This is a genomic window from Streptomyces sp. NBC_00461 (assembly GCF_036013935.1).
Lineage (GTDB): Bacteria > Actinomycetota > Actinomycetes > Streptomycetales > Streptomycetaceae > Streptomyces.
Genome location: NZ_CP107902.1, coordinates 4,507,642 through 4,531,054 on the forward strand (window position 1 = coordinate 4,507,642; position 23,413 = coordinate 4,531,054).

The 23,413-nt window shown below is 70.2% G+C and carries 21 protein-coding genes; 12 read left to right on the forward strand and 9 right to left on the reverse strand.

What is annotated here, in order from left to right; all coding sequences use genetic code 11:
- The first annotated feature begins 43 nt into the window (after window positions 1-43).
- Window positions 44-4,717 carry an HD domain-containing protein gene (locus OG870_RS21025; RefSeq protein WP_327691266.1) on the forward strand — a complete coding sequence of 1,558 codons (4,674 nt, stop codon included), beginning with the start codon at window positions 44-46 and terminating at the stop codon, window positions 4,715-4,717.
- Here OG870_RS21025 and OG870_RS21030 read toward each other — a convergent pair.
- Together OG870_RS21030 and OG870_RS21035 are read right to left on the reverse strand one after the other, a co-directional pair.
- Window positions 4,683-4,964, reverse strand: a complete 282-nt coding sequence (locus OG870_RS21030) for a DUF4031 domain-containing protein (RefSeq protein WP_266516706.1) — start codon at window positions 4,962-4,964, stop codon at window positions 4,683-4,685. The genes OG870_RS21025 and OG870_RS21030 overlap by 35 nt on opposite strands.
- Window positions 4,961-5,341 (reverse strand): hypothetical protein, encoded by a 381-nt coding sequence (locus OG870_RS21035; RefSeq protein WP_266516709.1) that lies wholly within the window; start codon window positions 5,339-5,341, stop codon window positions 4,961-4,963. Before OG870_RS21035 ends, OG870_RS21030 begins: the two co-directional genes overlap by 4 nt.
- A 54-nt stretch (window positions 5,342-5,395) precedes the next feature.
- Here OG870_RS21035 and OG870_RS21040 point away from each other — a divergent pair, with 54 nt between their 5' ends.
- The 4 genes from OG870_RS21040 (at window position 5,396) to OG870_RS21055 (ending at window position 11,000) form a co-directional block, all read left to right on the forward strand.
- Window positions 5,396-6,331 (forward strand): MurR/RpiR family transcriptional regulator, encoded by a 936-nt coding sequence (locus OG870_RS21040; protein WP_266516711.1) that lies wholly within the window; start codon window positions 5,396-5,398, stop codon window positions 6,329-6,331.
- Between the two features lie 69 nt (window positions 6,332-6,400).
- Window positions 6,401-7,336: an N-acetylmuramic acid 6-phosphate etherase gene (gene murQ, locus OG870_RS21045; RefSeq protein ID WP_266839773.1), complete on the forward strand. Its 936-nt coding sequence runs from the start codon at window positions 6,401-6,403 to the stop codon at window positions 7,334-7,336.
- A 180-nt stretch (window positions 7,337-7,516) separates the two neighbouring features.
- Window positions 7,517-8,011: a hypothetical protein gene (locus tag OG870_RS21050; protein WP_327691267.1), complete on the forward strand. Its 495-nt coding sequence runs from the start codon at window positions 7,517-7,519 to the stop codon at window positions 8,009-8,011.
- A 4-nt stretch (window positions 8,012-8,015) separates the two neighbouring features.
- Window positions 8,016-11,000: a M48 family metallopeptidase gene (locus tag OG870_RS21055; protein ID WP_327691268.1), complete on the forward strand. Its 2,985-nt coding sequence runs from the start codon at window positions 8,016-8,018 to the stop codon at window positions 10,998-11,000.
- Between the two features lie 61 nt (window positions 11,001-11,061).
- Here the strand turns inward: OG870_RS21055 and OG870_RS21060 are convergent, their stop codons facing one another.
- Window positions 11,062-11,727: a class I SAM-dependent methyltransferase gene (locus tag OG870_RS21060; protein WP_327691269.1), complete on the reverse strand. Its 666-nt coding sequence runs from the start codon at window positions 11,725-11,727 to the stop codon at window positions 11,062-11,064.
- A gap of 84 nt (window positions 11,728-11,811) precedes the next feature.
- On the opposite strand from OG870_RS21060, the gene OG870_RS21065 reads away from it, so the two are divergent.
- Entirely contained in the window at window positions 11,812-12,228 is a 417-nt protein-coding gene (locus tag OG870_RS21065; protein WP_327691270.1) for a DUF3592 domain-containing protein, read from the forward strand.
- Window positions 12,229-12,233: 5 nt separating this feature from the next.
- On the opposite strand, the gene OG870_RS21070 is transcribed toward OG870_RS21065, so the two are convergent.
- The gene (locus OG870_RS21070; protein WP_327691271.1) at window positions 12,234-12,623 is read right to left on the reverse strand and encodes a hypothetical protein; all 390 of its coding nucleotides are present in this window, start codon (window positions 12,621-12,623) and stop codon (window positions 12,234-12,236) included.
- A gap of 115 nt (window positions 12,624-12,738) precedes the next feature.
- Here OG870_RS21070 and OG870_RS21075 point away from each other — a divergent pair, with 115 nt between their 5' ends.
- From OG870_RS21075 to OG870_RS21100, 6 genes are all read left to right on the forward strand, one after another.
- Window positions 12,739-13,578 (forward strand): helix-turn-helix domain-containing protein, encoded by an 840-nt coding sequence (locus OG870_RS21075; protein WP_327691272.1) that lies wholly within the window; start codon window positions 12,739-12,741, stop codon window positions 13,576-13,578.
- On the forward strand, window positions 13,562-13,825 hold the full coding sequence (locus OG870_RS21080; protein ID WP_327691273.1) for a DUF397 domain-containing protein: 264 nt from the start codon (window positions 13,562-13,564) through the stop codon (window positions 13,823-13,825). The genes OG870_RS21075 and OG870_RS21080 overlap by 17 nt, the downstream gene beginning before the upstream one ends.
- 113 nt (window positions 13,826-13,938) lie before the next feature.
- Window positions 13,939-14,913, forward strand: a complete 975-nt coding sequence (locus tag OG870_RS21085) for an ankyrin repeat domain-containing protein (RefSeq protein ID WP_327691274.1) — start codon at window positions 13,939-13,941, stop codon at window positions 14,911-14,913.
- Between the two features lie 222 nt (window positions 14,914-15,135).
- On the forward strand, window positions 15,136-16,008 hold the full coding sequence (locus OG870_RS21090) for a hypothetical protein (protein WP_327691275.1): 873 nt from the start codon (window positions 15,136-15,138) through the stop codon (window positions 16,006-16,008).
- A gap of 59 nt (window positions 16,009-16,067) precedes the next feature.
- Entirely contained in the window at window positions 16,068-16,739 is a 672-nt protein-coding gene (locus OG870_RS21095; RefSeq protein WP_327691276.1) for a Uma2 family endonuclease, read from the forward strand.
- 5 nt (window positions 16,740-16,744) lie between these two features.
- Complete coding sequence (locus OG870_RS21100; RefSeq protein WP_266516727.1) at window positions 16,745-17,314, forward strand: hypothetical protein; 570 nt, start codon at window positions 16,745-16,747, stop codon at window positions 17,312-17,314.
- A 13-nt stretch (window positions 17,315-17,327) separates the two neighbouring features.
- On the opposite strand, the gene OG870_RS21105 is transcribed toward OG870_RS21100, so the two are convergent.
- From OG870_RS21105 to OG870_RS21125, 5 genes are all read right to left on the reverse strand, one after another.
- Window positions 17,328-18,854, reverse strand: a complete 1,527-nt coding sequence (locus OG870_RS21105) for a carboxylesterase/lipase family protein (protein WP_327691277.1) — start codon at window positions 18,852-18,854, stop codon at window positions 17,328-17,330.
- Between the two features lie 204 nt (window positions 18,855-19,058).
- A complete protein-coding gene (locus OG870_RS21110; RefSeq protein WP_266583544.1) occupies window positions 19,059-20,174 on the reverse strand; it encodes an NADH:flavin oxidoreductase in 1,116 nt (371 codons plus the stop codon).
- 218 nt (window positions 20,175-20,392) lie between these two features.
- Window positions 20,393-22,015 (reverse strand): chaperonin GroEL, encoded by a 1,623-nt coding sequence (groL, locus tag OG870_RS21115; protein WP_115907423.1) that lies wholly within the window; start codon window positions 22,013-22,015, stop codon window positions 20,393-20,395.
- A 384-nt stretch (window positions 22,016-22,399) separates the two neighbouring features.
- Window positions 22,400-22,606 carry a cold-shock protein gene (locus OG870_RS21120; protein WP_016436693.1) on the reverse strand — a complete coding sequence of 69 codons (207 nt, stop codon included), beginning with the start codon at window positions 22,604-22,606 and terminating at the stop codon, window positions 22,400-22,402.
- Window positions 22,607-23,059: 453 nt separating this feature from the next.
- Entirely contained in the window at window positions 23,060-23,335 is a 276-nt protein-coding gene (locus OG870_RS21125; RefSeq protein ID WP_266516743.1) for a MoaD/ThiS family protein, read from the reverse strand.
- Between the last annotated feature and the right edge of the window lie 78 nt (window positions 23,336-23,413).

Below are 23,413 nucleotides of genomic sequence, written 5' to 3' on the forward strand. Positions count from 1 at the left end.
AAGCATCCGGGCCGAGATGGCCCGTCCCGTCTGACCGCCACGCATGCCACCTCAGCACAAGGCTCTGCTCATCGGAGCAAGCGAGTACGACGACCCTCGCATCCTGGACCTGCCGTTCGTCCCCGACGACCTGCAGCGGATGCGCGACGCCCTGGTCGAGCGCGGGTTCCAGTCCGCCGAGATCGTCGAGAGCAAACGCGGGATCACTCCGAACACCGTCAACAGCCGGATCCGCACCTTCCTGCGTGACGCCGATCGGGGCGACACGCTGTTCATCCTGCTCAGCGGACACGGCCAGCACTTCAAGGGCAGCGACTACCTGATCCCGGAGGACGCGACCTTCGACGTGGAGGTCTTCGCCGAGACCTGCATCGAGATCGGCTGGGAGCGGGAACTCGAGGAGTCCCACGCGACTCATGTCGTGTTCCTCGTCGACGCCTGCCGGGAGGGCATCGACCTCGACACCATGGCCCCGCCGGGGCTGAAGCAGTGGTCCCAGCGCAAGGTCGCCGACGCACTGCGGCGCAAGGTCGCGTACGTGTACGCCTGCACGGCGCCCCAACGCGCGAGGTTCGTCCGCCCGAACGACGAGCTGCGGCCGGGATGCGAGGTGGGGACCCGGCCCGGAGAGTCGTTCAGCCTCTTCTCACGCGCCGTGGCGGACACGATCTGCGCCGATCCTCACGCCCTGCACCTGCACGACTTCTTCGAACGGGTCCAGCAGCGGGTGACAGACCTGCACCGCGCCTACGGCAAGGAGGGCGCCGTCCAGGTCATCACGGTGCGCGCCGACACCACCCCCGGAGGCGGAAACTTCCCGCTGCTTCCCGGCCCCGAGCGGCAGCCCGAGGCCCACCCCTGGATCCGTGCCGTCGAGAAGCACCCGGTCTGGCAGCGCACCCCGGACGGCAGCGCCCGTCAACTGCTGCAGCAGGCCTGCGTCGTGCTCGCGGGCCGGCTGGCCCCGGCGTACGAGGAGGCGGCCCGCGCCCTGCACGACGACCCCTGGCACGACAGCGAACTGGCCCGCCGCACGCACGACAGGCTCGGCTTCCTCACCGGCCGCCTGGCCGCCGGTGAGCCGCTGTCCCCGACCGAGGCCGCGCTCGCCGTCCTCCTTCCCCTCGTCGAACAGACCTTCTGGGCCCAGGAGGCGGCCCAGCGCGTCGGCCTGCTCACCCGCGACGCGGGTGAGCAGGGCCCCGACCACAGCCGCTTCCGCAAGTTCGCCCGGGGCTTCCCGCGGCTGAAGCGCCGGCTGCGCACCCTGGACAGCGAGAAGACGGCGGACGACTCCGTGGCACACATCCGGTGGTGGCTCTTTCACCGCTGGCTGATCCAGCAGCCCGAGCTGTACGCGGCCGAGGCACTCAAGTCGCTCCTCGGCGATGTGGCACACGACCCGGACCAGCCGGCCTGGGTGGCCGACGCGCTTTCCGCCGACCGTCTGATGCGCCTGCTGAAGGAACACCGCACGGCCCCCTTCTCGACCCGCCGGGCCATGGCTCCCGCGCCCCAGGCGGCCGACAGCGCGCCGCACCACGACCACGACGTCATCGCCGCCAGCACGGGCGACGAGCACGAAGTGCGCTCCGCCCTGGTCTCGGCGCTCGTCAAGGCGGCCTGCGCCATGGCCGTGGACCCGATCGACCTGCCCGAGATCGTGGTCGAGCACATCGGCATCTACGACAGCGTCGACCTCGGCTCCCTGGTGGACACCGTGCGCCGGTCCGACTGGCGCAACTCCGGAGCAGGCCGCTCCCTCAACGCCCTGTGCACCCACCCGGCGGTCCAGATCGCCCTGCGGGAGCACGCCTGCCGGGTCGACGGGCTGCTGCGGGACATCAACCGCGGCGACAACCCGTCCCTGCTCCCCCTCCGCCCCCTGCCGGCCTACGCCGACGGCAGCCTCGTCCGCCTCGGCGGCAACACCCCGGACCAGCTCTCCGACGGCATCCGCTTCCAGCTCGCCGAGGACCGCGTCCAGGAACTCCTCATGGGCGAACAGCTCTACGGCGACCGCAGGCTGGCCATCCGCGAGCTGTACCAGAACGCCCTCGACGCCCTGCGCTACCGGGACTGCCGGACGCGGTACCTGCAGCGGACGGGGCAGCCGGTGACGGCGTGGGAGGAGGGCCGGATCGAGTTCGTGCAGGGCGTGGACGACAGCGACGGCCGCCCGTACCTCGAATGCCGCGACAACGGCATCGGCATGAGCATCACCGAACTCAGCAGCGTCTTCTCCCAGGGCGGCGTCCGCTTCGTGGACCTGCCGGAGTACGTCGAGGAACAGGTCGCCTGGAGCGAACTGCCCGAGCCGAAACTCCGCCTCTACCCCAACTCCCGTTTCGGCATCGGCGTGTTGAGCTACTTCATGCTCGCCGACGAGATCGTCGTACGGACGTGCCGGATGGGCCGGGACGGAAAGCCCGGACGGCTGCTCCAGGTGACCATCGCCGGGCCGGGAAACCTGTTCCGGGTCGAGGACCTGGGGCAGGGCCAGGAGTCGGGCACGGTGGTGCGGCTGCTGCTGTCACGGAAGGGGCGGGGCGTTTCGTCCGTGGAGGCGCTGCAGCGGCTGCTGTGGGTTGCTCCGTACCGGACCACGGCCGTGCACGGGGCGCGGGAACACGAGTGGGTGCCGGGTGAACTGAACCTTGTCGCGCTGGAGATGAGGGTTTCGAGGCCGGAGCGGAGCCGCCCCGTGTCTCCCGCCTGCTACGCATCGGACTCACCGGATCTCTGGTGGGTCGACCACAAGGGGATCGCCCTGTCGGACGGCCTGCTGACGAACTCCGAGGGTCCGGGCATGGCCAGGCGCCTGCCCTACGGCATCATCGTCAATCTGCACAGTGACCACGCGCCAGTCCTCACCGTGGACCGCAAGTCGCTGCGCTCCTTCGACCAGCCCCATGTGCTGGCCGTCATGACCGCCGCCGCCCCGAGCCTGACGCGCCCCGGGCAGGCTCTTCCGAACCCCGAGTGGCTGAGCGCGGTCAGCAAGTCCACTCTGCGGTTCGCCGACGTGGTGGCCGAGCACGCGCGGCGCGCGGATCTCGACTGGCCGCTCGGCCATCACTCCCTGCCCTTCAGCAAGGTCGGCCACTTCCTTCCGGATGCCGACCTCCTCCCGCTGGTGACCGGTCACTACCCGGCCGACTACGCCTACTCCCACGCCGGGTTTTTCTACAACTTCCCTTCCACGGTTCTGCGTTGGCGCCTGCGCACGCTGTACAGCACGGGCGCCGGAGATCCGCGGTCGCTGCCCGGTGCGGAGAGGTCCGACGCGTTGTGCGCACGGCCGTCGGACTTGTTGCTGCTGGCAGCCGACGGCTACATGTACGCGCTGTCCTGGGACAAGGTGCTCTCCGACTGGCGGACGGACAGCGGATGGCAGAGCGCCGTAAACCGCCTCGGTCTGCTCTTCCGCTGGCGTGATCCCGCCCAACCCGTCAGCGCCGCCCAGATCTTCCACCTGAGCCTGAAGTCGGAGCATCCGCCCGCGGAAGTCGCCGAGCGGCTCACCGCCCTGGGATACCAGGTCGAGCCACTCTCCGGCTGTGCCGAGGCACACTGCGCCGATCTGCCACTGCTGCGCCGGATCGGCGATCCGTTGGACTGGCTGGCTCCCGGCTCGTCCCTCTCGGCCGCCCAGGTCTGCGTCAGCGCGGCACAACTGCGCTGCTCCACCCTCCAGGCCGCGCAACGCCTGCGGGAACTGGGCTTCACCGTGCCGGAAGACGTCCCGGCCCGGGATCACTGGACCGACCAGGAACGGGCCATTCTCCGGGATCTGTGGAAGCCGTACGCCACACCGCCGCCCCCGGAGACGGCGGTGCACGTCTCCCGCGCCCAGCTGGTCTCCTCGACCTACATCACGCGCACGACCGTGCGACACACCGCGGACTTCCTGACCGAACTCGGCTTCGACGTGCCGGCCGACGCCTCGACCGGACCCGAGCCGACGGAAGAGGACTATCCCCTCCTGCTCTGGAGCGGACAGTGGGCCTGGGTGGACCAGGAGGTCTCGCTGCTCTACATGGCGGTCGTCGCGCGCCACATCCACTGGCCCGTCACCGCCGTCGCGGAGCGTCTGCGAGAGCTCGGCTTCACAGTGGCGCCCGTTCCCGACGAGGATCAACTGCCTTCTCACGAACAGACCGCGCTCGTCGGCTTCGGCACCAAGCTGGATGTGAATCGTCCGCTGAGCCTCCGCGCCGTGGCCGAGCGCGCGGATGTGACCGGTATTCCCCTGGTCGAGGCGATCGCTCACTTCGCCGCGCAGGGCTTCAAGTGCGGCGTTAGCGTCGAGGCGCTGTCCCGGGCCGAGCAGGACGCTCCCCTTGCCCTGCTCGGCCGGGTCTCCGACCCCCATTCGTTCGGGCCGGTCTCCCCGGACGAGGTTCACGCGGTGGGCGCCGAAGCCGCCGGCCCGCTGCGGGATTTCGGATTCGAGGTCGCGCCGCCGACCCAAGCGTGGCTGAGGGAACGCCAGTTGGAGGAGGACCTCCGTCAGGCCGTGCAGGCCACCGGCCACACCCCGCGGCCTGCGCCGACCCCGGACGATCCCCCGCTCTCGCTCGTCACCCTGGCCGTGGTGGGCCTGTCGACCGGCACAGCCCTCCGCGAGGTCGCCCTCACTGCGACGCGGCTCGGCATCCGCCACGAGATCGAGGACTGGTTCACCCCGGCATCGGAGGAATCGCCCGCCCCTTAGGCCGCCGCAACCCCGCCCCCGTCAGCAGCCGCACCACCTCGCGGCTGCTGACCTGCACGGCGCCGGCGTGCACCGCGTCCGCGTAGCGGTGCGACGGGATGTCGTAGTGGTCGCGCTCGAAGGCGCGCCTGGGTACGCCCAGTGCGTCGGCGAACGTGTGCAGTTCCTCGTAGGAGAGGTCGCTGACCAGGTGGGACCACATCCGGCCGTGGCCCGGCCAGGTGGGCGGGTCGATGTACACCGTCACGACGGCGTTCCACCCATGGCCGGCCCCAGCGCCCCCACGGCCGCGACCTTCACGCCCGCCTTGTGACACACCCAGTGCGGGTCGGGACCCAGCTCCGGCTCGACCTCCAGCGCGTGCGGGTCGCCGCCGCCGCAGACCGGGCACAGGGGCCAGCGGCCGTACGCCTCCAGCAGGGCGTCCTGGACGTCCTGGGCGACCAGCCCGGCAACGTACTCCACACCCTCCGGCCACTGCTCGACCCACCAGCGGCGCTGCACGACGGACTCCTCAACCATGGACACGACGTCCGCCGCGGCGACCTCGCTCGCGGCCAGGTCGGCGAGCACGAGGGCGCGTGCCGCGTGCAACGCCTGCTCCAGGGGACTGATGGGATGCATGCCCCCATTGTGCGCACTCTTGACCCGGCACCAAGCCGAAAATATCTTTCATACGTGACCCAGAACGTGAAGGAAATTTTCGCGAAGCCCGGCGGCGGCCCCGGCCGCCCCTCGGGCGCGCCCCCCGCCCCCGCCGCGCTCGCCGCCAAGGTGCGCACGCTCAGCCCTTCCATGACCCGCTCCATGCAGCGTGTCGCCGAGGCCGTCGCGGGCGATCCGGCCGGCTGCGCGGCCCTCACGGTCACCGGTCTCGCGGAGCTGACCGGCACCAGCGAGGCCACCGTCGTCAGGACGGCCCGGCTGCTCGGCTACCCCGGATACCGCGACCTGCGCCTCGCCCTCGCCGGACTGGCCGCCCAGCAGCAGTCCGGGCGCGCGCCCGCCATCACCACCGACATAGCGGTCGACGACCCCATCGCCGACGTCGTCGCGAAACTCGCCTACGACGAGCAGCAGACCCTCGCGGACACGGCGGCCGGGCTCGACACGGTGCAGCTGGGGGCGGCGGTGAGCGCGGCGGCAGGGGCGCGGCGGATCGACGTGTACGGCGTCGGCGCGTCCGGGCTCGTCGCCCAGGACCTCGTGCAGAAACTGCTGCGGATCGGGCTGATAGCCCAGGCGCACAGTGATCCGCACCTCGCCGTGACGAACGCGGTGCAGTTGCGCGGCGGCGATGTCGCCATCGCGATCACGCACTCCGGGTCGACCGGGGACGTCATCGAGCCGTTGCGGGTCGCGTTCGAGCGCGGGGCGACGACTGTGGCGATCACCGGACGGCCGGACGGCGCGGTCACTCAGTACGCCGACCATGTGCTGACGACGTCCACCGCCCGGGAGAGCGAGTTGCGGCCGGCCGCGATGTCGTCCAGGACCAGCCAACTCCTCGTCGTGGACTGCCTGTTCGTGGGGGTGGCGCAACGGACGTACGAGACGGCGGCGCCGGCCCTGGCAGCGTCGTACGAGGCGCTGGCGCATCGGCATCGTCGGTAGCGAACCCTCGCCGTTTCGTACGCCGGTAGCAAACCCTCACCGTTCCGTACTTCGAAAGAGCCGCGCCCCATGACCTCCACCTCCAACCCTCGTGATCTCCGCGCCGAGTTGGAATCACTCACCACCGAGGCCTTCCGTCCCGATCTCGCCGACATCGACCGACTCGCCACCCTCGACATCGCCCGGCTCATGAACGGCGAGGACGCCACCGTCCCGGCGGCCGTCGCCGAACGCCTCCCCGAGATCGCCACCGCCATCGACGCCATGGCGGAGCGCATGGCGAGGGGCGGGCGGCTGATCTACGCCGGTGCGGGCACGGCCGGCCGTCTCGGTGTACTGGACGCCTCCGAGTGTCCGCCGACCTTCAACACCGACCCGGACCAGGTCGTGGGCCGTATCGCGGGCGGCCCGGCCGCCATGGTCACATCCGTCGAGGGCGCCGAGGACTCCGCGGAACTCGCCCGCGCCGACCTCGACGCCCTCCGCCTCATCGCCGCCGACACCGTGGTCGGCATCTCGGCCTCCGGCCGCACCCCGTACGCCATCGCCGCCGTGCGGCACGCCCGCGAGCTGGGCGCCTTGACCATCGGCCTCGCCTGCAACGCCGACAGCGCGCTCGCCGCGGCCGCCGACCACGGCATCGAGATCGTCGTCGGGCCCGAGCTGCTCACCGGCTCCACACGCCTCAAGGCGGGCACGGCCCAGAAACTCGTCCTCAACATGCTCTCCACGATCACGATGATCCGTCTGGGCAAGACGTACGGGAACCTGATGGTCGACGTACGCGCCTCGAACGAGAAGCTGCGGGCCCGCTCCCGCCGAATCGTCGCCCTCGCCACCGGCGCCGGCGACGAGCAGATCGAGCGAGCACTGTCGGCCACCGACGGCGAGGTGAAGAACGCGATCCTGACCATCCTGACCGGCGTCGACGCCCCGACGGCGGCCCGCCTCCTGGACGACTCGGACGGACACCTGCGGGCGGCGCTGGCGGCGGCGGCCCACTGAATGCCTCCTGCGCGAAGCGCCTCCGAGGGGCTCACGTGCGTGCGCTGTCGTGAATCAGTGCTGATTCCGCAGATTCCATGGCAGAGTTGACATTTACGCGTCAACTTGACAGGTGTGACAGGCAGCGAGCCCACGGGGGTGGACATGGCTTCTGGAATGACTACGTCGGGCGGGAGGCACGTGCGCGATGTCGTCCGCGAGGTGGTGGCCGACGTGGCGTCGGACGAACTTCCGCTCGTGGACGGGTTGTTCCGATTCGATGACCGGACGGCCGTACGGCGGCTGAGCGGACGGGGCCGTCGACGGGAACCGCTGGGGTTCGGCTGGGGTGAGGTCGCGGTCCTGGTGACGCCGGTCGTGTGGCTGACGGTGGACCAGGTTGCCAAGCGCTTCGGCGAGGTGATCGCGGAGGACGCGGTGCAGGGCACCAGGGCCGTCGCACACAGGGTCTTTCGTCGACCCCCCGCTCCTGTCGTCATTCCGCCGCTCACCCGCGAGCAGATGGGCCAGGTGCGGGAGCGGGTGCTGCAGGCCGCCGGGGAACGGGGGATCTCCGAGCGGCGGGCGAAGGAGATCGCGGACGCCGTGGTGGCCAGGCTGGTGCTGGCCGATACGAGCGACCCTCCACGGGACCGGGACGCCCCGACCGACGGCAGTGCCCCGGTCCAGGGCTGATTCGATGACTGCGCCTGATCCACGGGCTCAGTTCGCCGACCGCTCGATCGGTGTGGGCACGACCGTTCGCTTCGCGATGCTGTTGGTCCTGCTGCTGGCGGCCAGCGGTGCGATGACGCTGCCGGTCCTCCAGGCACTGCGCACCTCGGACGCCCTCGGCTGCAATCTCGCTGCCGGGGTGGATCCCTACAACATCGGTAACGGGCCCGCTCTGGTCAGTGCCCTCAGCCAGGCCGTCCCGTACCTGGCCTGTATGGCCAAGTACGCTCCGCCGCCGCCGTGGTGGGGGCTCGTCGGGCTGCCGGTCCTGCTGTCCGGCGTGGCCGGCGTGCTGTTCCTCGTTCTTCCAGCCTGGAAGGCCGGACGCGGCCGGGTCGTGCCGCTGGAGACGGTCGACCACGACGGGGAACTCCGCCGCCTGCTCGATGCCCTGGCGGCGACGGCCGGCCTGGCGCGGACGCCGCGGGTGGTCGTCGACCCGGCCGCGGCCTCGACCGGCGCGGTGGTGTTCGGGCGCAACCGCCGTCCGACCGTGTGTCTGCACGGCGGTCTCCTCGCCCGAAGGAACCGCGAGCCCGAGCGCTTCCGGGCGGTGCTGCTGCATGAACTCGCGCACATCGCCAACCGGGACGTGACCATCACCTACGTCACCGTCGCCCTGTGGAGGGTGTTCCTGGCCATGGTGCTGCTGCCCTACCTGATCTGGGAGGGCACCGTGATCCACGGGACCTACTTCGAGTCCGGGGCGGCGAACTGGCCCAGTTACCTGCCGGCGACGACGCGGGGCGTGCTGCTGCCCATCGTCATGGTGGCGCTGGTGTACCTGGCGCGGTCGGACGTGCTGCACAGCCGGGAGGTCTACGCCGACCTGGCGGCGGTGCGCTGGGGCGCGGACCCGCGGAGCTGGGCTGTCACGGGCCCGACCCCACCCGGCGGCGCACTGCGGCGGGCCGCAGGGCGGTTCCTGGAGGTGTGGCGCACCCACCCACGATGGGAGCTGCGCCAAGACGTCCTGGCCGATCCCGCGCCGCTGTTCGGCATACGCCCGCTGTCGATGTTCCTGGCCGGGACAGCGGCGGCACTGATCGACTCCTCGGTGCTGAACTACCTGTCGCCGTACTTCCTGTCCGGCGGCTGGCTGAACCAGGCGGTCTTCCTGGCCTCGGCGGTCCTCGTCACCGGGGTGGCCGGGATCGCCCTGTGGCGGGCGGTGGCGCACGCCGTGCTGACGTCGGGCCGAGTGCCCTCGGGGGTGCGGACGGGGCTGTGGCTCGGCGCCGGCATGGCCTGCGGCAACCTGATCACCGGCTTCGGCTCGGGTGCCGAGTGGTTTCCCAGCCGGCCCCAGCTCCTGCTGCTCGTCGTGTGCGCCGGCATGGCATACACCTGGTGGGTGGCCCAGTGCGCCCGCCTGTGCACCAGGGCGTGGCGGGGGCGGACGCTACGCCCGGTGATGCTGTTCAACCTGGCCGCTGCCGCCCTGGTGCTGTGCTGCTGGCTCGCCTGGTGGGGGCAGGCCGGGGCGCCGTACGCCGACGGGTTCTGGTTCTCCGCGCCCGGGGTGCAAGCGGCCTTGCGGTACGACTTCCCTGGCCCGATCACGGGGCACCCGGCCATGCTGTCCGCGATCACCGCTGTGCTGCCGCCGGTGCTGAACGCGCTGATTCCGCCTCTTGTCCCCGCCGGGGTCGCGGTGTTGTGGGTGGTGCCGCTGCTGGCCTGGGCGATCGGTCCGAGCGCGGCCGCACCCCGCTGGGCCGACGGTGCTCTGCCCGACACCGGCATCCTCGCGGTGCCGCCCGGGGACGGGGTACCGCGGCTGGGGCGGGTGCTGTGGCCGGGACTGCTGGGCGGGGCCGCGGCCTGGATCGCCGTCGTGGGTGTGCAGACGTACATGCACACCTGGCAGCCCGGCCCGCAGCAGCGCGGGGGCATCTTCGTGTGGAGTTACCTGGCGTGGCTGTTCGTGGCCTTGGTGTCGGCGACGGTGGTCGCGGCCGTCGCCGCCATCGTGAGAAGCGGCCCCTACCGGCTGCTCGGCGCACTGATCGCAGCCGAGACAGCCGCCCTGACAGGCCTGGCGGGGACGCTCCTGATCGTCTCTTCGGACGGGTGCGTTCAGCCGCTGAACACCCTTGGGTCCGGCTGCACCTGGACACCCGCCTGGCAGCTGCTGCGGCCGGCGTTCCCGACCCTGGTGAACGGCACGCTGGTCCTCGCCGCCATCGGGGCCGTGCTCACGACCGCGGTCGGATCGATCTGTCGACGCGTCCGGCCGTCCCGGGCGTGGCGGCCGGCCCGGACAGCCGCTCCTCCCAAGACCCGGAAAGCCGCTCCTCTCAAGGAGGGGCCGCGGGCGGTTCGCGGCCTGCGGATCGGTGTGAGCGTGCTCTGCATCGTGGCGGTGGGGATCGCCGCGACGGAAACGGCCAGGCAGGCGCGGCAGAAGGTCCGGATCGTCACCCCGTCGGCCGCCCAGCGATCCACGCAGCAGTGGGGAGGCGTCGCAGACGCGCCGGTGTCCGCCAGGACGAGAGCGGAGCAGGTGCACGCCTGGTACCGCCTCGGCGGGCATTACCTGATCTGGCACGCCAATGCCCACTCCGCCTATTTCGTCACCGAGCTGCGTGCCATCACGGCTGCCAAGGACGTGAGCATGACCTCCCTGAGCCGAGTCCGCCCCACCTGCACCAACCTGAGCAGGGTCGCGCGATGGGCGAACGGCTCCTACTTCCGGATCCCCGATCCGCAGGCTCGCCTGCTGTGGCAGCAGTTCGGCGCCCAGGCGTGGAAGGGCAGCCAGGACTGCCAGAAGGCTCTGGCACAGCACAACCGCGATCTCTTCGTCACCGCTGTAGGCGAACTCGTCGAGGCACGGAAGAGCGCCACGGCGGTCAAGAACAGGGTCGACAAGGTGCTGCTGGACGACGGCTACTCGGCCCCCAGGCACCCCGGCTGGTACTTCACGGTCCCGCCCGGCGCTCAATGACACTCGCCGACTCGACCCGCCCCGCCCTCGCGGCCTGGCACGGCATCGATGACCCGCACTCTCAGCCCGCGTCCCGGCGCCAGACAAGCGTGTACCGCCAGAACAGCCGCCGCCGGATCCGGGCGCCCGGAAGGATACGGCCGGCTTCGCGAACGATCTCGGCGAGCGAGGCCTCGGCGGCCCGGGTGACGGCGGTCATGGCGACAGGCCGAGGCGCCGCACGCCCTCCGTTCTTGATCCACCCCGTGACGGCGTTGAGCGGAACGGACACGTTGCCGAGCAGACGCTCGACGAAGGTCTCCTCACGGGCGAGGCCGATCACCACCAAGACGCCGGCGGGGGCGAGTTGCTGCCGGAAGCAGGCGAGGGACTCGGCCAGCGGCAGATGGTGGAGTACGGCGACACAGGTGATGAGGTCGTACGGGCCCGGGGGCAGCCCATCGGGCGCGTCGGCGACGGAGAAGGCGACATGGGCGTACTGATCTCCGGTCAACTCCCTTGCCCTGGCCACGATTTCCGGGTCCGAGTCGACCCCGCACACCCCCTTCGCCCGCCCCGCGAGCAGCCTCGCCAGACCACCGGTCCCGCAGCCGACGTCCAGAGCCCGATCGAAACGGCGGGGCAACTGCCGCAGCAGCCACGGGTGGTAGTGGGCGTTGTGGTCCCAGGGGTGGGCGGAGTTGAAGCGTTCGAGGGCTTGGAGGACTCGGGGCGTGAGGATCTTCATGAGGGCAGTTCACCAGTACTGGTGGGCTCGCGTATGAAGTAGCGTGCAGCGACGGGTCCCGGGTGACGAGGAGATACAGGGTTCATGGGCGGGTTGATCGGGGCGGGTGTTCCGCTGCTGCTCGGGACGGTGTTCATGACCATCGGCGTCGTCGTCGGGCGACGCTCGCGCAGGTTGCGGCAGGAGGGGACGAAGACCCACGCGACGGTCGTCCGGCTGAAGACCTCCCGCGACTTCGATTCGAACCGCACGATGTACCAGCCGGTCGTCCAATGGGTGACCGGTGACGGCCGGACGGTGGAGGCCGTGTCCTCGGTCGCCAGGAACACGGTCGGCGACCTCCACCAGGGCGCGGTGGTGACCGTCTTCTACGACCCGGCCAACCCGAAGCGGATGCTCATCGACGGCCACGACGGCGGCGTGCTGGTTGTCGTCTTCTGCATCGTGGGCGCCGCGGGCCTGGCAGCCGGCCTGCTCGTCGCCTGGTTCACCGCCACCTGACGCCCTCACGTCAGACGCGCCTCCCGGTTCCGGCTCCGCACCCGGGCCCGCAACACCTCCTCCGGCAGCGCCGCCCCCAACGCCTCCGGCGGACACTCCCACTCCCGCCCACCGCCGACCGGCCGCAACTGCACCCGCCCGCCGACATGCCCCATGACCTCGCCGACCCGCCCGTCCCGCGCATCGGTTGCGTACGCACCGACCGCCGGCCGCTCCCCGCGCAGCACGGACGCCAGCCTCTCGGCGGTACGGACGTTGCAGCGCCCGAGGTCGACCAGAGCGAACGGCTCGTCGCTCGCGCCGGTCACGGGATCGACGCACAGGGACGGCAGGGTGACACCGACGCCCGTGAGGGCCTCCCGCAGGGTTTCGACGACTTCTTCGGTCGACCGCACGTCGCTCGTACCTCCACACTGAGTTTGCTGTTCGCAACACAGCGTGGCCACAACGCCCCTAACCTGGCCATACGAAACGTTCCAACAACGCCCTCCGTCAGACAGGGAGTTGCACATGCCGGGACCGAAGGACCTCGATCCGTCGTCTTCGCCGCGCGCGCTGCTGGGCTCGGAGCTGCGGCACGCGAGGGAGAAGGCGGGGCTGAGCCAGGAGGAGCTGGGGCAGCGGCTGTTCGTGAGCGGGTCGTTCATCGGGCAGTTGGAGGCGGGGACGCGGCGGATGCAGCCGGAGTATGCGCGCCTGTTGGACGAAGTCCTGGGGACGGGGGGCTTCTTCCTGCGGAACTGCGGGGCAGCCAACAAGTCCAAGTACCACGAGGATTTCGCGGAGGCGGCAGAGGCAGAGGCGCAAGCCACGGCTATCAGGGAGTACACACCGCTCCTGATCCCCGGACTGCTGCAGACACCCACGTACACATGGGCCGTGAACCGCGCGTACGACCCAATGGCGCCGCAGGAAACCATCGAGCAGTGGGTGGAAGGCCTGATGGAGCGGACCCGCCTGCTCGACCATCCAACAAAGCCGCTGTTGTGGGTGGTACTTGACGAGGCAGCGTTGCGCCGGGAGACCGGTGGCCGAGAGGCGATGGCAGAGGTCCTGCTCCGCATCGCGGATCTGATGCGCCGGAGTCGGGTCATCGTGCAGGTGCTGCCGTTTAGCGCGGGAGCGCACGCGGCGATGCAGGGCGCCTTGAAGTTGATGGAGTTCGAAGACGCCCCTCCGCTGGTCTACTTCGAGGGGGTCGGCACAGGGCGGCTGGAGGACGCCCCGGCCACCGTCGCCCAACTGAGGTTCAAGTTTGATCTCCTCGTGGCCTCCGCGCTCTCGCGGGATAAGTCCCTGGCCCTGATCGAGGCATTGGCGCAGGATTACGCCCATGAGGAACATCTCTGACTACGACCTGAGCACGGCCGCCTGGTACAAGTCGAGCTACAGCGGAGGCGGCGGCAACAACTGCCTGGAAGTCGCCCGCTGGCGCAAGTCGAGCTACAGCGGAGGCGGCGGCGACAACTGCCTCGAAGTAGCCGACGGCCACCCCACCCTCGTCCCCGTCCGCGACTCCAAAGCCCCCCACGGCCCGAAGCTCGTGTTCCGGGCAGAGGCCTGGTCCGCGTTCGTCGATGACGTGAAGGGCCGGTAGAACGGCCCATCCCCTCAAGCCCCGCCCCAAGCCCAGCCCCAAACCCAGCCCCGTTGTCAGTGGCGGCTGCGATGGTGTGGGTACGGAGATCGGCGGGCCGAGAGGGGCACGGGATGACGGGCAGGGACGCCAACGGCTGGGCGGGCATGGACTATCGGGGCTGGCAGGATTACGCGGACGTGGCGCGGCGCCTCGACGCGGGAGCCGACCCGGAGAGATGGGGCGTCGGCGGCTCCCTCCCCCTGCACAGGGCGGCCGTGTTCGGCTCGCCCGAGACCGTCGCCGAACTGGCCCGCCGCGTGGCGGACGTCGACGCGCTGGAGAACGGGACGACGGCACTGTGGGACGCGGTCGTGGCGGACCGTACGGAGAACGCGCGAGCGCTGGCCGCCGCCGGAGCCGACCTGGGGTGGGTCGGGCACGGCGGCTGGACGCCGGGGCGGCTGAGCCTCGCCGGGCCGGAGCCCGACCTGTTCGCCGCGCTGCCCGAGGCTCAGCCCGGCCTGACGCAGGCGGAGCGCGCGGTGGTGCAGGAGGGCCGACGGCTCATCGCGGCGCTCGGCGATTTCTACTACGACGGCCTGGGGCTGGCGTGCGCGGCCGGGATCGACGCCGAGGAGGCGATACGCCGCCTGGAGGCGACGCCGGCCGACGCCGAGCTGATGGCGGACGTGCTGGCGGACCCGTACGAGTACGACCTGGACGAGACACTGCGGCTGGTCGGCGTGACGACCGTGCCGGGCGGCGCCGTCCTCACCCAGCCGTGGGGATACGGCCCTTCGATGCCCGGCATCCACACCCGCCTCTCCGCAGGCACCGTCTCCTACGGCCTGTACACCAACCCCAAGAGCGGCAACCAGGGCAGCATCCACCGCGACGGCGTCTGCGAGGGCTCGGACCTGCACCCGGGGGGCGGTCCGGACGAGGAGCAAGGCCCGGCGGAGGTCCTGTTCTCGTACGTCCACAACCACAGCGCGGTGGCCTACTCACTCGCGTACGCCGGTCTGCGCCCGACCGACGCCCGCTCGGTCCTCGGCCCGCCGGACCACTGGGTCGAACTCCCGGATCGCGACTACTGGACGGTCTGACGAGGGCTCCCGAAGCTCAAGCCGCCAGCCCCGAGCCCTCTTTTCTTGGAATGGGTGGAGGGCCTCAACCCACCCTCCCACCCTATGAGTTGACGTGACGCGTTCGGTTTGCCACGCACAGTGACGATCGTCTAGCGTGCCCGCATAACGAACAGCCCCCGCCAGGTGCAGCAAACACCGGCGGGGGCTTGACCTACAAGATCGAAGGACAAGTTCGATCCCATGGCTGTTGCCAAGCTTAGTGCCGCCTCCCTGCCCGCGCACGCGTCCCCGCACCCGATGGCCAATCCGGGTTACGGCAAGCGCTCCGCTCCGGACCAACTCCGCCGCACCGCGTACGACTTCGCCCACCTCCCACCCCGCGAAGCCGCCGTCGCCGCGTACATCGACCGCCTTCCCGACGGCGCCGACATCTCCGTAAAGACGCTGGCCAAGACGCTGCCGTACGGACAGTGCGCTCTCCGGACGGCGCTCAACCGGCTTCAGCAACAAGGGCACTTGCGGCGCGGACGCGAGAGGCTGGCCAACACCGAGGGCATCCGGTGGATCACCCGATCGTGGTTCTCCCGCACACCACGCGGCGATGACTGGTGGGCGGCCTTCACGCGAGGTGACGTACCGGAGGAACCGCCGGACCAGCCCCGCCGCACCCGTTCCCGCGCCCATGTACTCCTCGCCGCGCTCGGCCGTAGCGCCCCCGTCCTTTCGCTCTCCCAGGCCGACTGCGCGGCCCTGGCCCCGCTGGTGACCGACTGGTTCGCCCGTGGAGCCAGTGATGAGGCCGTACTCCACGCCCTGACCAGCGGCCTGCCCACCCCCGTCCACCATCCGGCAGCCCTGATCCGCAGACGTCTGACCGACAAGCTCCCGCCGGAGCCACCGCTTCCGCGACCACCCCGCCGACACCTGGAGTGCGCCGAGTGCGGGGTACCGGGCCCCCCGGAAGCACTGCTGGGAGGCATGTGCGGCGGCTGCCGGAATGAACGCGCCCCCGCACGCCCCGCCACACTCCTGCCCGCCCCTGTGATCCACACCCGCGCGTCCGAGATCCGCGCTGCCATGTCCCTGAAGCGACAAGAGAGGGCACCCGTATGACCGCTCCTACGGTCCGACGCCATCACGCCGGGGCACGATGGAAGGGAGGAGGCGAAGCCATGACCCCCAGCACCGCCGAACGCCCGCAGATGCCCATCGAGGACTTCGAGGACCTGGTCGCCGCGGCCCCGGCGCACGTACGTCTCGAATACGTCGACGGCCGGGTCCGCACGACGGATCCGCTCAGCGTCGAGGACTTCGAGGAACTGGAGCGCCGGGCGCCGGAGACCGTCCGGCTTGAGTACATCAACGGAAAACTAGAGGTCAAGGCAGTGCCGGACGGCAACCACCGCGAGATCTTCGTCTGGCTGCAGGAACAATGCATGCAGCACCGCCCCGACCTTCGCGTCTACGGCGAGTCCGGCGTCAAGACCGAGGCCTACCGCAAGGGCCGTGCCCGCACGGATGGCGCCGTCGCACTCAAGGGACATTTCAAAGGACACGGCGAGTGGTCCGCCTCCAACGGCATCCTCATGGCCGTCGAGATCACCTCCCACGACCGCGACACCAATCAGCGAGACCGCATCGACAAGCCCGTCGGCTACGCAGCGGTCGACATCCCCGTCTACCTGCTCATCGACCGCGACAACGACACAGTCGTCGTCTACAGCGAACCCAAGGACAGCCGCTACCAGCAGATCTCCTCGTACCCTTGGGGAACCCCCGTCGAGCTCCCCGACCCCCTCGGCTTCACCCTGGATACCGAAGAGCTCAAGGACTACGCAGACTGATACCCATGAACCACGCCCAGCTGACCGCGCTCGGCCGCGCCCTCCGCCTCCTCGGCGAGCACGGCGAGGCCCTCACCGGCGACACACCGGACGGCAAGCTCCACGAGGTCAAGGCCGACCTGCGCCGCGCCCTGGCCCTGCTGGACGACAGCGTCACCGGCGCCGCGCCCACCACCCGCTGCCCCGAGCACCCGAACGGGCCCGTCGACGAGAACGCCCACGACCTCTGCCTGCTCTGCGAGACCCGGCGCCGAGCCGCCCGCCGCGCCGAGTACAGCGGCGGCCCGGTGCCCCCGCACACCACCGAGACCGCTCCCTCCCGCTACGGCGTCAGCGCCGACCGCCCCCAGCCCCAGCAGCGCTGGCTGCCCGAGCAGTGGAACGGCCAGGTCTGGCAGCTGTGCGGCACCCCGCGCCGCGACCGGCGCGAGGCCGAGCTGTACATCAACGCTCAGCGCCGCGGCCCCCGCCCCGCGATGGCGTACCGGCTCGTGCACGAGTTCACCGACTACGAGGTGCTACGGGTCTGGGGCACACCGGTAAAGGTCGACATCGAGCCCCTGGGCAACCTCTAGCCCTCTCTCTGCCCTACTTGAGCAGGGGCAGCTCGCCGAACTCGTACCCCTCCCACAGCCGCCGCGACGCCTCCTCCGGGTAGGGCCAAACGGCAGCCTTCTCCTCCGTGTCCAGCACCTGCACAAGCCGCCGCTCCCGGTCATAGGGCGGCCAGCCCGGGTCGCCGGACCTCGCGAACGCCGTCCACGACCTGCGAAAACGGGCCGACAGTTCCTCCGCCTCCGCCGGCACCCCGCTGTCCGCGAACAGCAGCAGCCCCAGGTCCGCCTCGAACGTGCCGAAGAGCAGCGGGATGTCCAGGCCGTGGCACGCGCCGAGGGCGCCTCCGACGCCCGGAGCCGGCCAGGTCAGTTCGTAGACGTGCGCGCGACCGCCGCCCGTGAGCTGTGCCTCGGCCAGATGCAGGGAGGGCATGTTGAACAGCCAGTCGGTCTGGACGCGTTCGAACAGCTCTCCCGGCGTGGCCTCCGGGAAGGCCGCGCGATACGACCGCTCCCCGTCCGGCCCCGGCCCGAACGTCCGCAACGCCCAGGCCGCCTGCTCCTCCCCGATCGAGCCCAGCAGCCCGCCGAGGACGAGGAACAGCCGGAACTCGTCCCGGTTGTGACCGACGAGGAGGTCGACGTCCCTCCCCGCGCCCGCCCTCAGCGCCTCCCAAGGGGTGGACGGCAACACCTCTCCGTCGACGACCGGGGAGAAGGGCGTGGCCGTGGGCGCGACCTGCCCCCAGCGGTCCTCGTACGTCCGCATCCTGGCGCCCAACGCCTCGCCCGCCGCGGTCAGTTGACGCGGGTCGACGGTGGCCAGGTCGGCCGCAGTCGGGCGCAGGCCGGCCTCCTTCGCGATCGAGCCGGCGATGTCGCGCGCCAACTCGTCGGAGAAGTAGGTACCGGGCACACTCTGCGCGACAGCACGCCGGAAGAGCCCCCGCGCGCTCGGCATGGCCAGCAGCGACGCCACCGACCCCGCGCCGGCCGACTCACCGAAGACGGTGACCTGCCCGGGGTCGCCGCCGAACGCCGTGATGTTCTCCCGTACCCATTCCAGGGCGGCCACCTGGTCGAGCAGACCGCGATTGGCGGGCGCACCGTCGATACGGGCGAACCCCTCTATGCCCACCCGGTAGTTGAAGGTGACCACGACCACGTCGCCGTCTCGCGCGATGCGCTGGGCGTCGTAGCCGGGGCTGCCTGCGTGGCCGAGTTTGTACGCACCGCCGTAGATCCACACCATCACCGGACGCCGGGCGGCCGAATCCGCCTCCGGAGTCCACACGTTGACGGTCAGCCAGTCGTCGCCCCCGGACGCGTCGACCACACCCCTACGGCCCTGGATGCCGGACTCCTGCGGGGGCGGCGGACCGAAGGCATACGCCTCCCGGGTCCCTTCCCAGCCCCGCACCGGCCGCGGCGCCCCGAACCGCCCCTCCCCAACCGGCGGTTCAGCAAACGGCACCCCACGAAACACCGCGAGCCCACCCTCAACCCGCCCCCGCACCAAACCGGCCACGGTACGAACGGTGCGCACGCCTGTCGTCATCAACGATCTCCTCTGCTGCTCTCGCCGGCCCGACGGGCGATCCTTTCAGCCCGTCCGGCGTTTGAGGACGTCCTTTTCAGCCCGTCCGGCGTTTGAGGACGATCTCTCCAGCCCGTCCGGCGTTTGAGGACGAGGCCGAAGGCCGAGGGGGGTCTGGGGGCGCAGCCCCCAGGGACGCGCACCCAGACCCACCCGCACCCGAACTCAGCTCAGCGAGCGCAGCGCAGCCGCGTCGTACGGACGAAGCTCCTCCCCCCGCCCCCCAAGAACCTTCGCCGCCCACTCCGGATCCTGAAGCAGCGCCCGCCCCACGGCAACGAGGTCGTACTCCTCACGCTCCAGCCCGTCCAGAAGGTCGTCGATCCCCCGGACCGGCGAACCCTCACCCGCGAAGCCCCGGATGAAGTCCCCGTCGAGCCCCACCGAGCCGACGGTGATCGCGGTCTTGCCCGTCAGCTTCTTCGTCCAGCCGGCCAGGTTGAGGTCCGAGCCCTCGAACTCGGGCAGCCAGTAACGACGAGTGGACGCGTGGAACGCGTCGACACCCGCGGCGGCCAGCGGCGTGAGGATGGCCTCCAGCTCCTCCGGCGTCTCGGCGAGACGAGCGTCGTACGCCTCCTGCTTCCACTGGGAGTAACGGAAGAGGATCGGGAATTCGGGCGAGACCGCCTCCCGGACCGCCGCCACGATCTCGGCGGCGAACGTCGTACGGGCGACGAGGTCACCCCCGTACGCGTCCGTACGACGGTTCGTGCCGGCCCACAGGAACTGGTCGAGGAGGTAGCCGTGGGCGCCGTGGATCTCCACACCGTCGAAGCCGATGCGCTCGGCGGCGGCCGCAGACTCGGCGAACGCGCCGATGACGGCGTCGATGTCGGCCTGGGTCATGGGGGTCGCGCCCTCGGCGCCGGTGACGCGCAGGCCGGAGGGGCCGTGCGAGGGGGCGTCCGGGTAGGGGGCCTCGCCCTGGTTGCGGACCGTGCCGATGTGCCACAGCTGCGGCACGATCGCGCCGCCCGCCGCGTGCACCGCCTCGGCCACCTTCGCCCAGCCCGACAGCTGCTCCTCGCCGTGGAAGCGCGGGACGCTGTCGCTCTGCCCGGCCGAGTCGTGGCCGACGTACGTGCCCTCGGTGACGATCAGACCGACACCGGCGGCGGCACGACGGGAGTAGTACGACGCCACGTCCTCGCCGGGGATGCCACCCGGGGAGAACATGCGCGTCATCGGCGCCATCACAACGCGGTTCGGGACGGTCAGGCCGTTGATCGTGGTGGGCCGGGAGAGGATCTCGGCGGCGCGTGAGGGGGTGGCAGTCACGTGGGGATACTCCTCAGTATGTGCATGCGCATCGACACTTCCCAGGCGTCAACCGCCCCATGCGCCACCGCATTTCCTGCCGCCCTGTGACCCCGGACACGCCCGAGGGCGGCACCCCCTGTCGGAACAGGGAGTGCCGCCCTCGGTGTCGTACAGACGCGTACGGCAGATGCGTACCGCAGATGCGTACGGCGATGAACTCGTGATCCTCGGGAGGATCAGAAGTCCATGTCACCGCCCGGCATGCCACCACCGGCAGGCGCGGCGGCCTTCTCCGGCTTGTCGGCGATGACGGCCTCGGTGGTGAGGAAGAGCGCGGCGATGGAGGCGGCGTTCTGCAGGGCAGAGCGCGTGACCTTCGCCGGGTCGATGATGCCTTCCTTGACCAGGTCGACGTACTCGCCGGTCGCGGCGTTCAGGCCGTGGCCCGGGGTCAGGTTGCGCACCTTCTCCACCACGACACCGCCTTCGAGGCCGGCGTTGACGGCGATCTGCTTCAGCGGGGCCTCAAGCGCGATGCGCACGGCGTTGGCGCCGGTCGCCTCGTCACCTTCGAGGTCCAGCTTCTCGAAGACGCTGGACGCCTGGATGAGCGCGACGCCACCACCGGCGACGATGCCCTCCTCGACGGCGGCCTTGGCGTTGCGGACGGCGTCCTCGATGCGGTGCTTGCGCTCCTTGAGCTCCACCTCGGTGGCAGCGCCGGCCTTGATGACCGCGACACCGCCGGCGAGCTTCGCCAGGCGCTCCTGCAGCTTCTCGCGGTCGTAGTCCGAGTCGCTGTTCTCGATCTCGGCACGGATCTGGTTGACCCGGCCCTGCACCTGCTCCGTGGAGCCGGCGCCGTCGACGATGGTCGTCTCGTCCTTGGTGATGACCACCTTGCGGGCGCGGCCCAGCAGGTCGAGGGAGGTGTTCTCGAGCTTGAGACCGACCTCCTCGGAGATGACCTCGCCGCCGGTGAGGATGGCGATGTCGTTCAGCATCGCCTTGCGGCGGTCGCCGAAGCCCGGGGCCTTGACGGCGACGGACTTGAAGGTGCCGCGGATCTTGTTGACGACCAGGGTCGACAGGGCCTCGCCCTCGACGTCCTCGGCGATGATCAGCAGCGGCTTGCCCGACTGCATGACCTTCTCCAGGAGCGGGAGCAGGTCCTTGACGGAGCCGATCTTGGAGTTGGCGATGAGGATGTACGGGTCGTCGAGCGACGCCTCCATCCGCTCCATGTCGGTGGCGAAGTACGCCGAGATGTAGCCCTTGTCGAAGCGCATACCCTCGGTGAGCTCCAGCTCCAGACCGAAGGTCTGGGACTCCTCGACGGTGATGACGCCTTCCTTGCCGACCTTGTCCATGGCCTCGGCGATGAGCTCGCCGATCTGGGTGTCGGCGGCGGAGATGGAGGCCGTCGAAGCGATCTGCTCCTTGGTCTCCACGTCCTTGGCCTGCTCAAGGAGGGCACCGGAGACGGCCTCGACGGCCTTCTCGATACCGCGCTTGAGGGCCATCGGGTTGGCGCCGGCGGCTACGTTGCGCAGGCCTTCCTTGACGAGGGCCTGGGCGAGAACGGTCGCGGTGGTCGTACCGTCACCGGCGACGTCGTCCGTCTTCTTGGCGACTTCCTTGACCAGCTCGGCGCCGATCTTCTCGTACGGGTCCTCGAGCTCGATCTCCTTGGCGATGGAGACACCATCGTTGGTGATCGTGGGGGCGCCCCACTTCTTCTCGAGGACGACGTTGCGGCCCTTGGGGCCGAGCGTCACCTTGACGGCGTCCGCGAGCTGGTTCATGCCGCGCTCGAGGCCGCGCCGCGCCTCCTCGTCGAACGCGATGATCTTGGCCATGTGAAGTGGTCCCTCCAGGACTGGGGGTGATTCCTTCGGACCGCGCCCGCGCCCGCGACGGACGGCTCGCACACCTTGTGGTTCCTTGCCCCACCCGGCCTGCGGGCCTCACCGACCCGGTCCTTCGTTGTCACTCTCACCTTCAGAGTGCTAACGCCAATGATTAGCACTCGCCCCTCCCGAGTGCAAGGTGCGCCCGCGAAGCAGGCTCGTTTGAGGGGTGACGGTCGGGCGACGGGCGGGCGCAAGCGCCTCCCGGGGATCGGACACGTGGCCGCGGGGGCCCGGCGCGGGAACCCCGGGCATGCCGAAGGGCCCGCACCCTGAGGCGCGAGCCCTTCGATCAATAAAGAAGAACGTCGCTGCAGTAACCCGGCGCGTGCTTCAGCCGGCCGCCAGCCGGACCATGTCCGCCTGCGGCCCCTTCTGGCCTTGCGAGATCTCGAAATCGACCCGCTGACCCTCTTCCAGGGTGCGGTAGCCGTCCATCTGAATCGCACTGTAGTGGACGAAAACATCCGCACCACCGTCGACCGCGATGAAGCCGTACCCCTTCTCCGCGTTGAACCACTTGACGGTGCCCTGAGCCATGCCTAACTCCCCTATTACTGGCCCTTGCACAGATCCACACTTCGCGGATCCGGGTCAGACCTCACCCCCCACGGTTGGGGGCGTGCGCCGGAACGCGTCGACCGCGGCCGAATGTATCTGTCCAACTGCCGTCTGCAACAGGTCAATCGGACGAGAAATCCGGGCACGACCGATCGGGAATTTACCGAGAATTCGCCCGAATACAGGGCAAGTCGGACCCCACAAAAGGAGCATAAGACGCAAAAAACCCGCACACTTTGGCTGCTTCTCATAGCCTGAAAAGAGAGAACTCATATGCATCCGGCATACGGAGCCAAGCGGGTTCCCCAACTGTACCGTGCTCAACCATGCAGAATTGCCCCCTCCGTTTCTCTCACGGAGGGGGCAATTCGATGAACTCTCGGTGACCGACATTACCGACGGTAATAATCGGGTCGTTCGACCTGTTTCGGGTCAGCCTCCGGCGACGGCCGGGATGATCGAGACGCCCGCACCATCCGGCGTCGCCGTCTCCAGCCCCTGCTCGAAGCGCACGTCGTCGTCGTTCACGTACACATTGACGAAGCGGCGCAGCTTGCCCTGGTCGTCGAGAACGCGCGCGGCGATACCCGTGTGCTTCTTCTCCAGGTCGGCGATGACCTCGCCGAGGTTGGCCCCTTCAGCAGCGACCTCGGCCTGGCCCCCGGTGTAGGTGCGCAGGATGGTGGGGATGCGGACGGAAACGCTCATGTTCAAACCTCCGGTCAGGTACGCGCCCTCGGGGGGCGGGGCTGTGCTTGATGTGCGACTACCGCCGCGCGGGCGCGA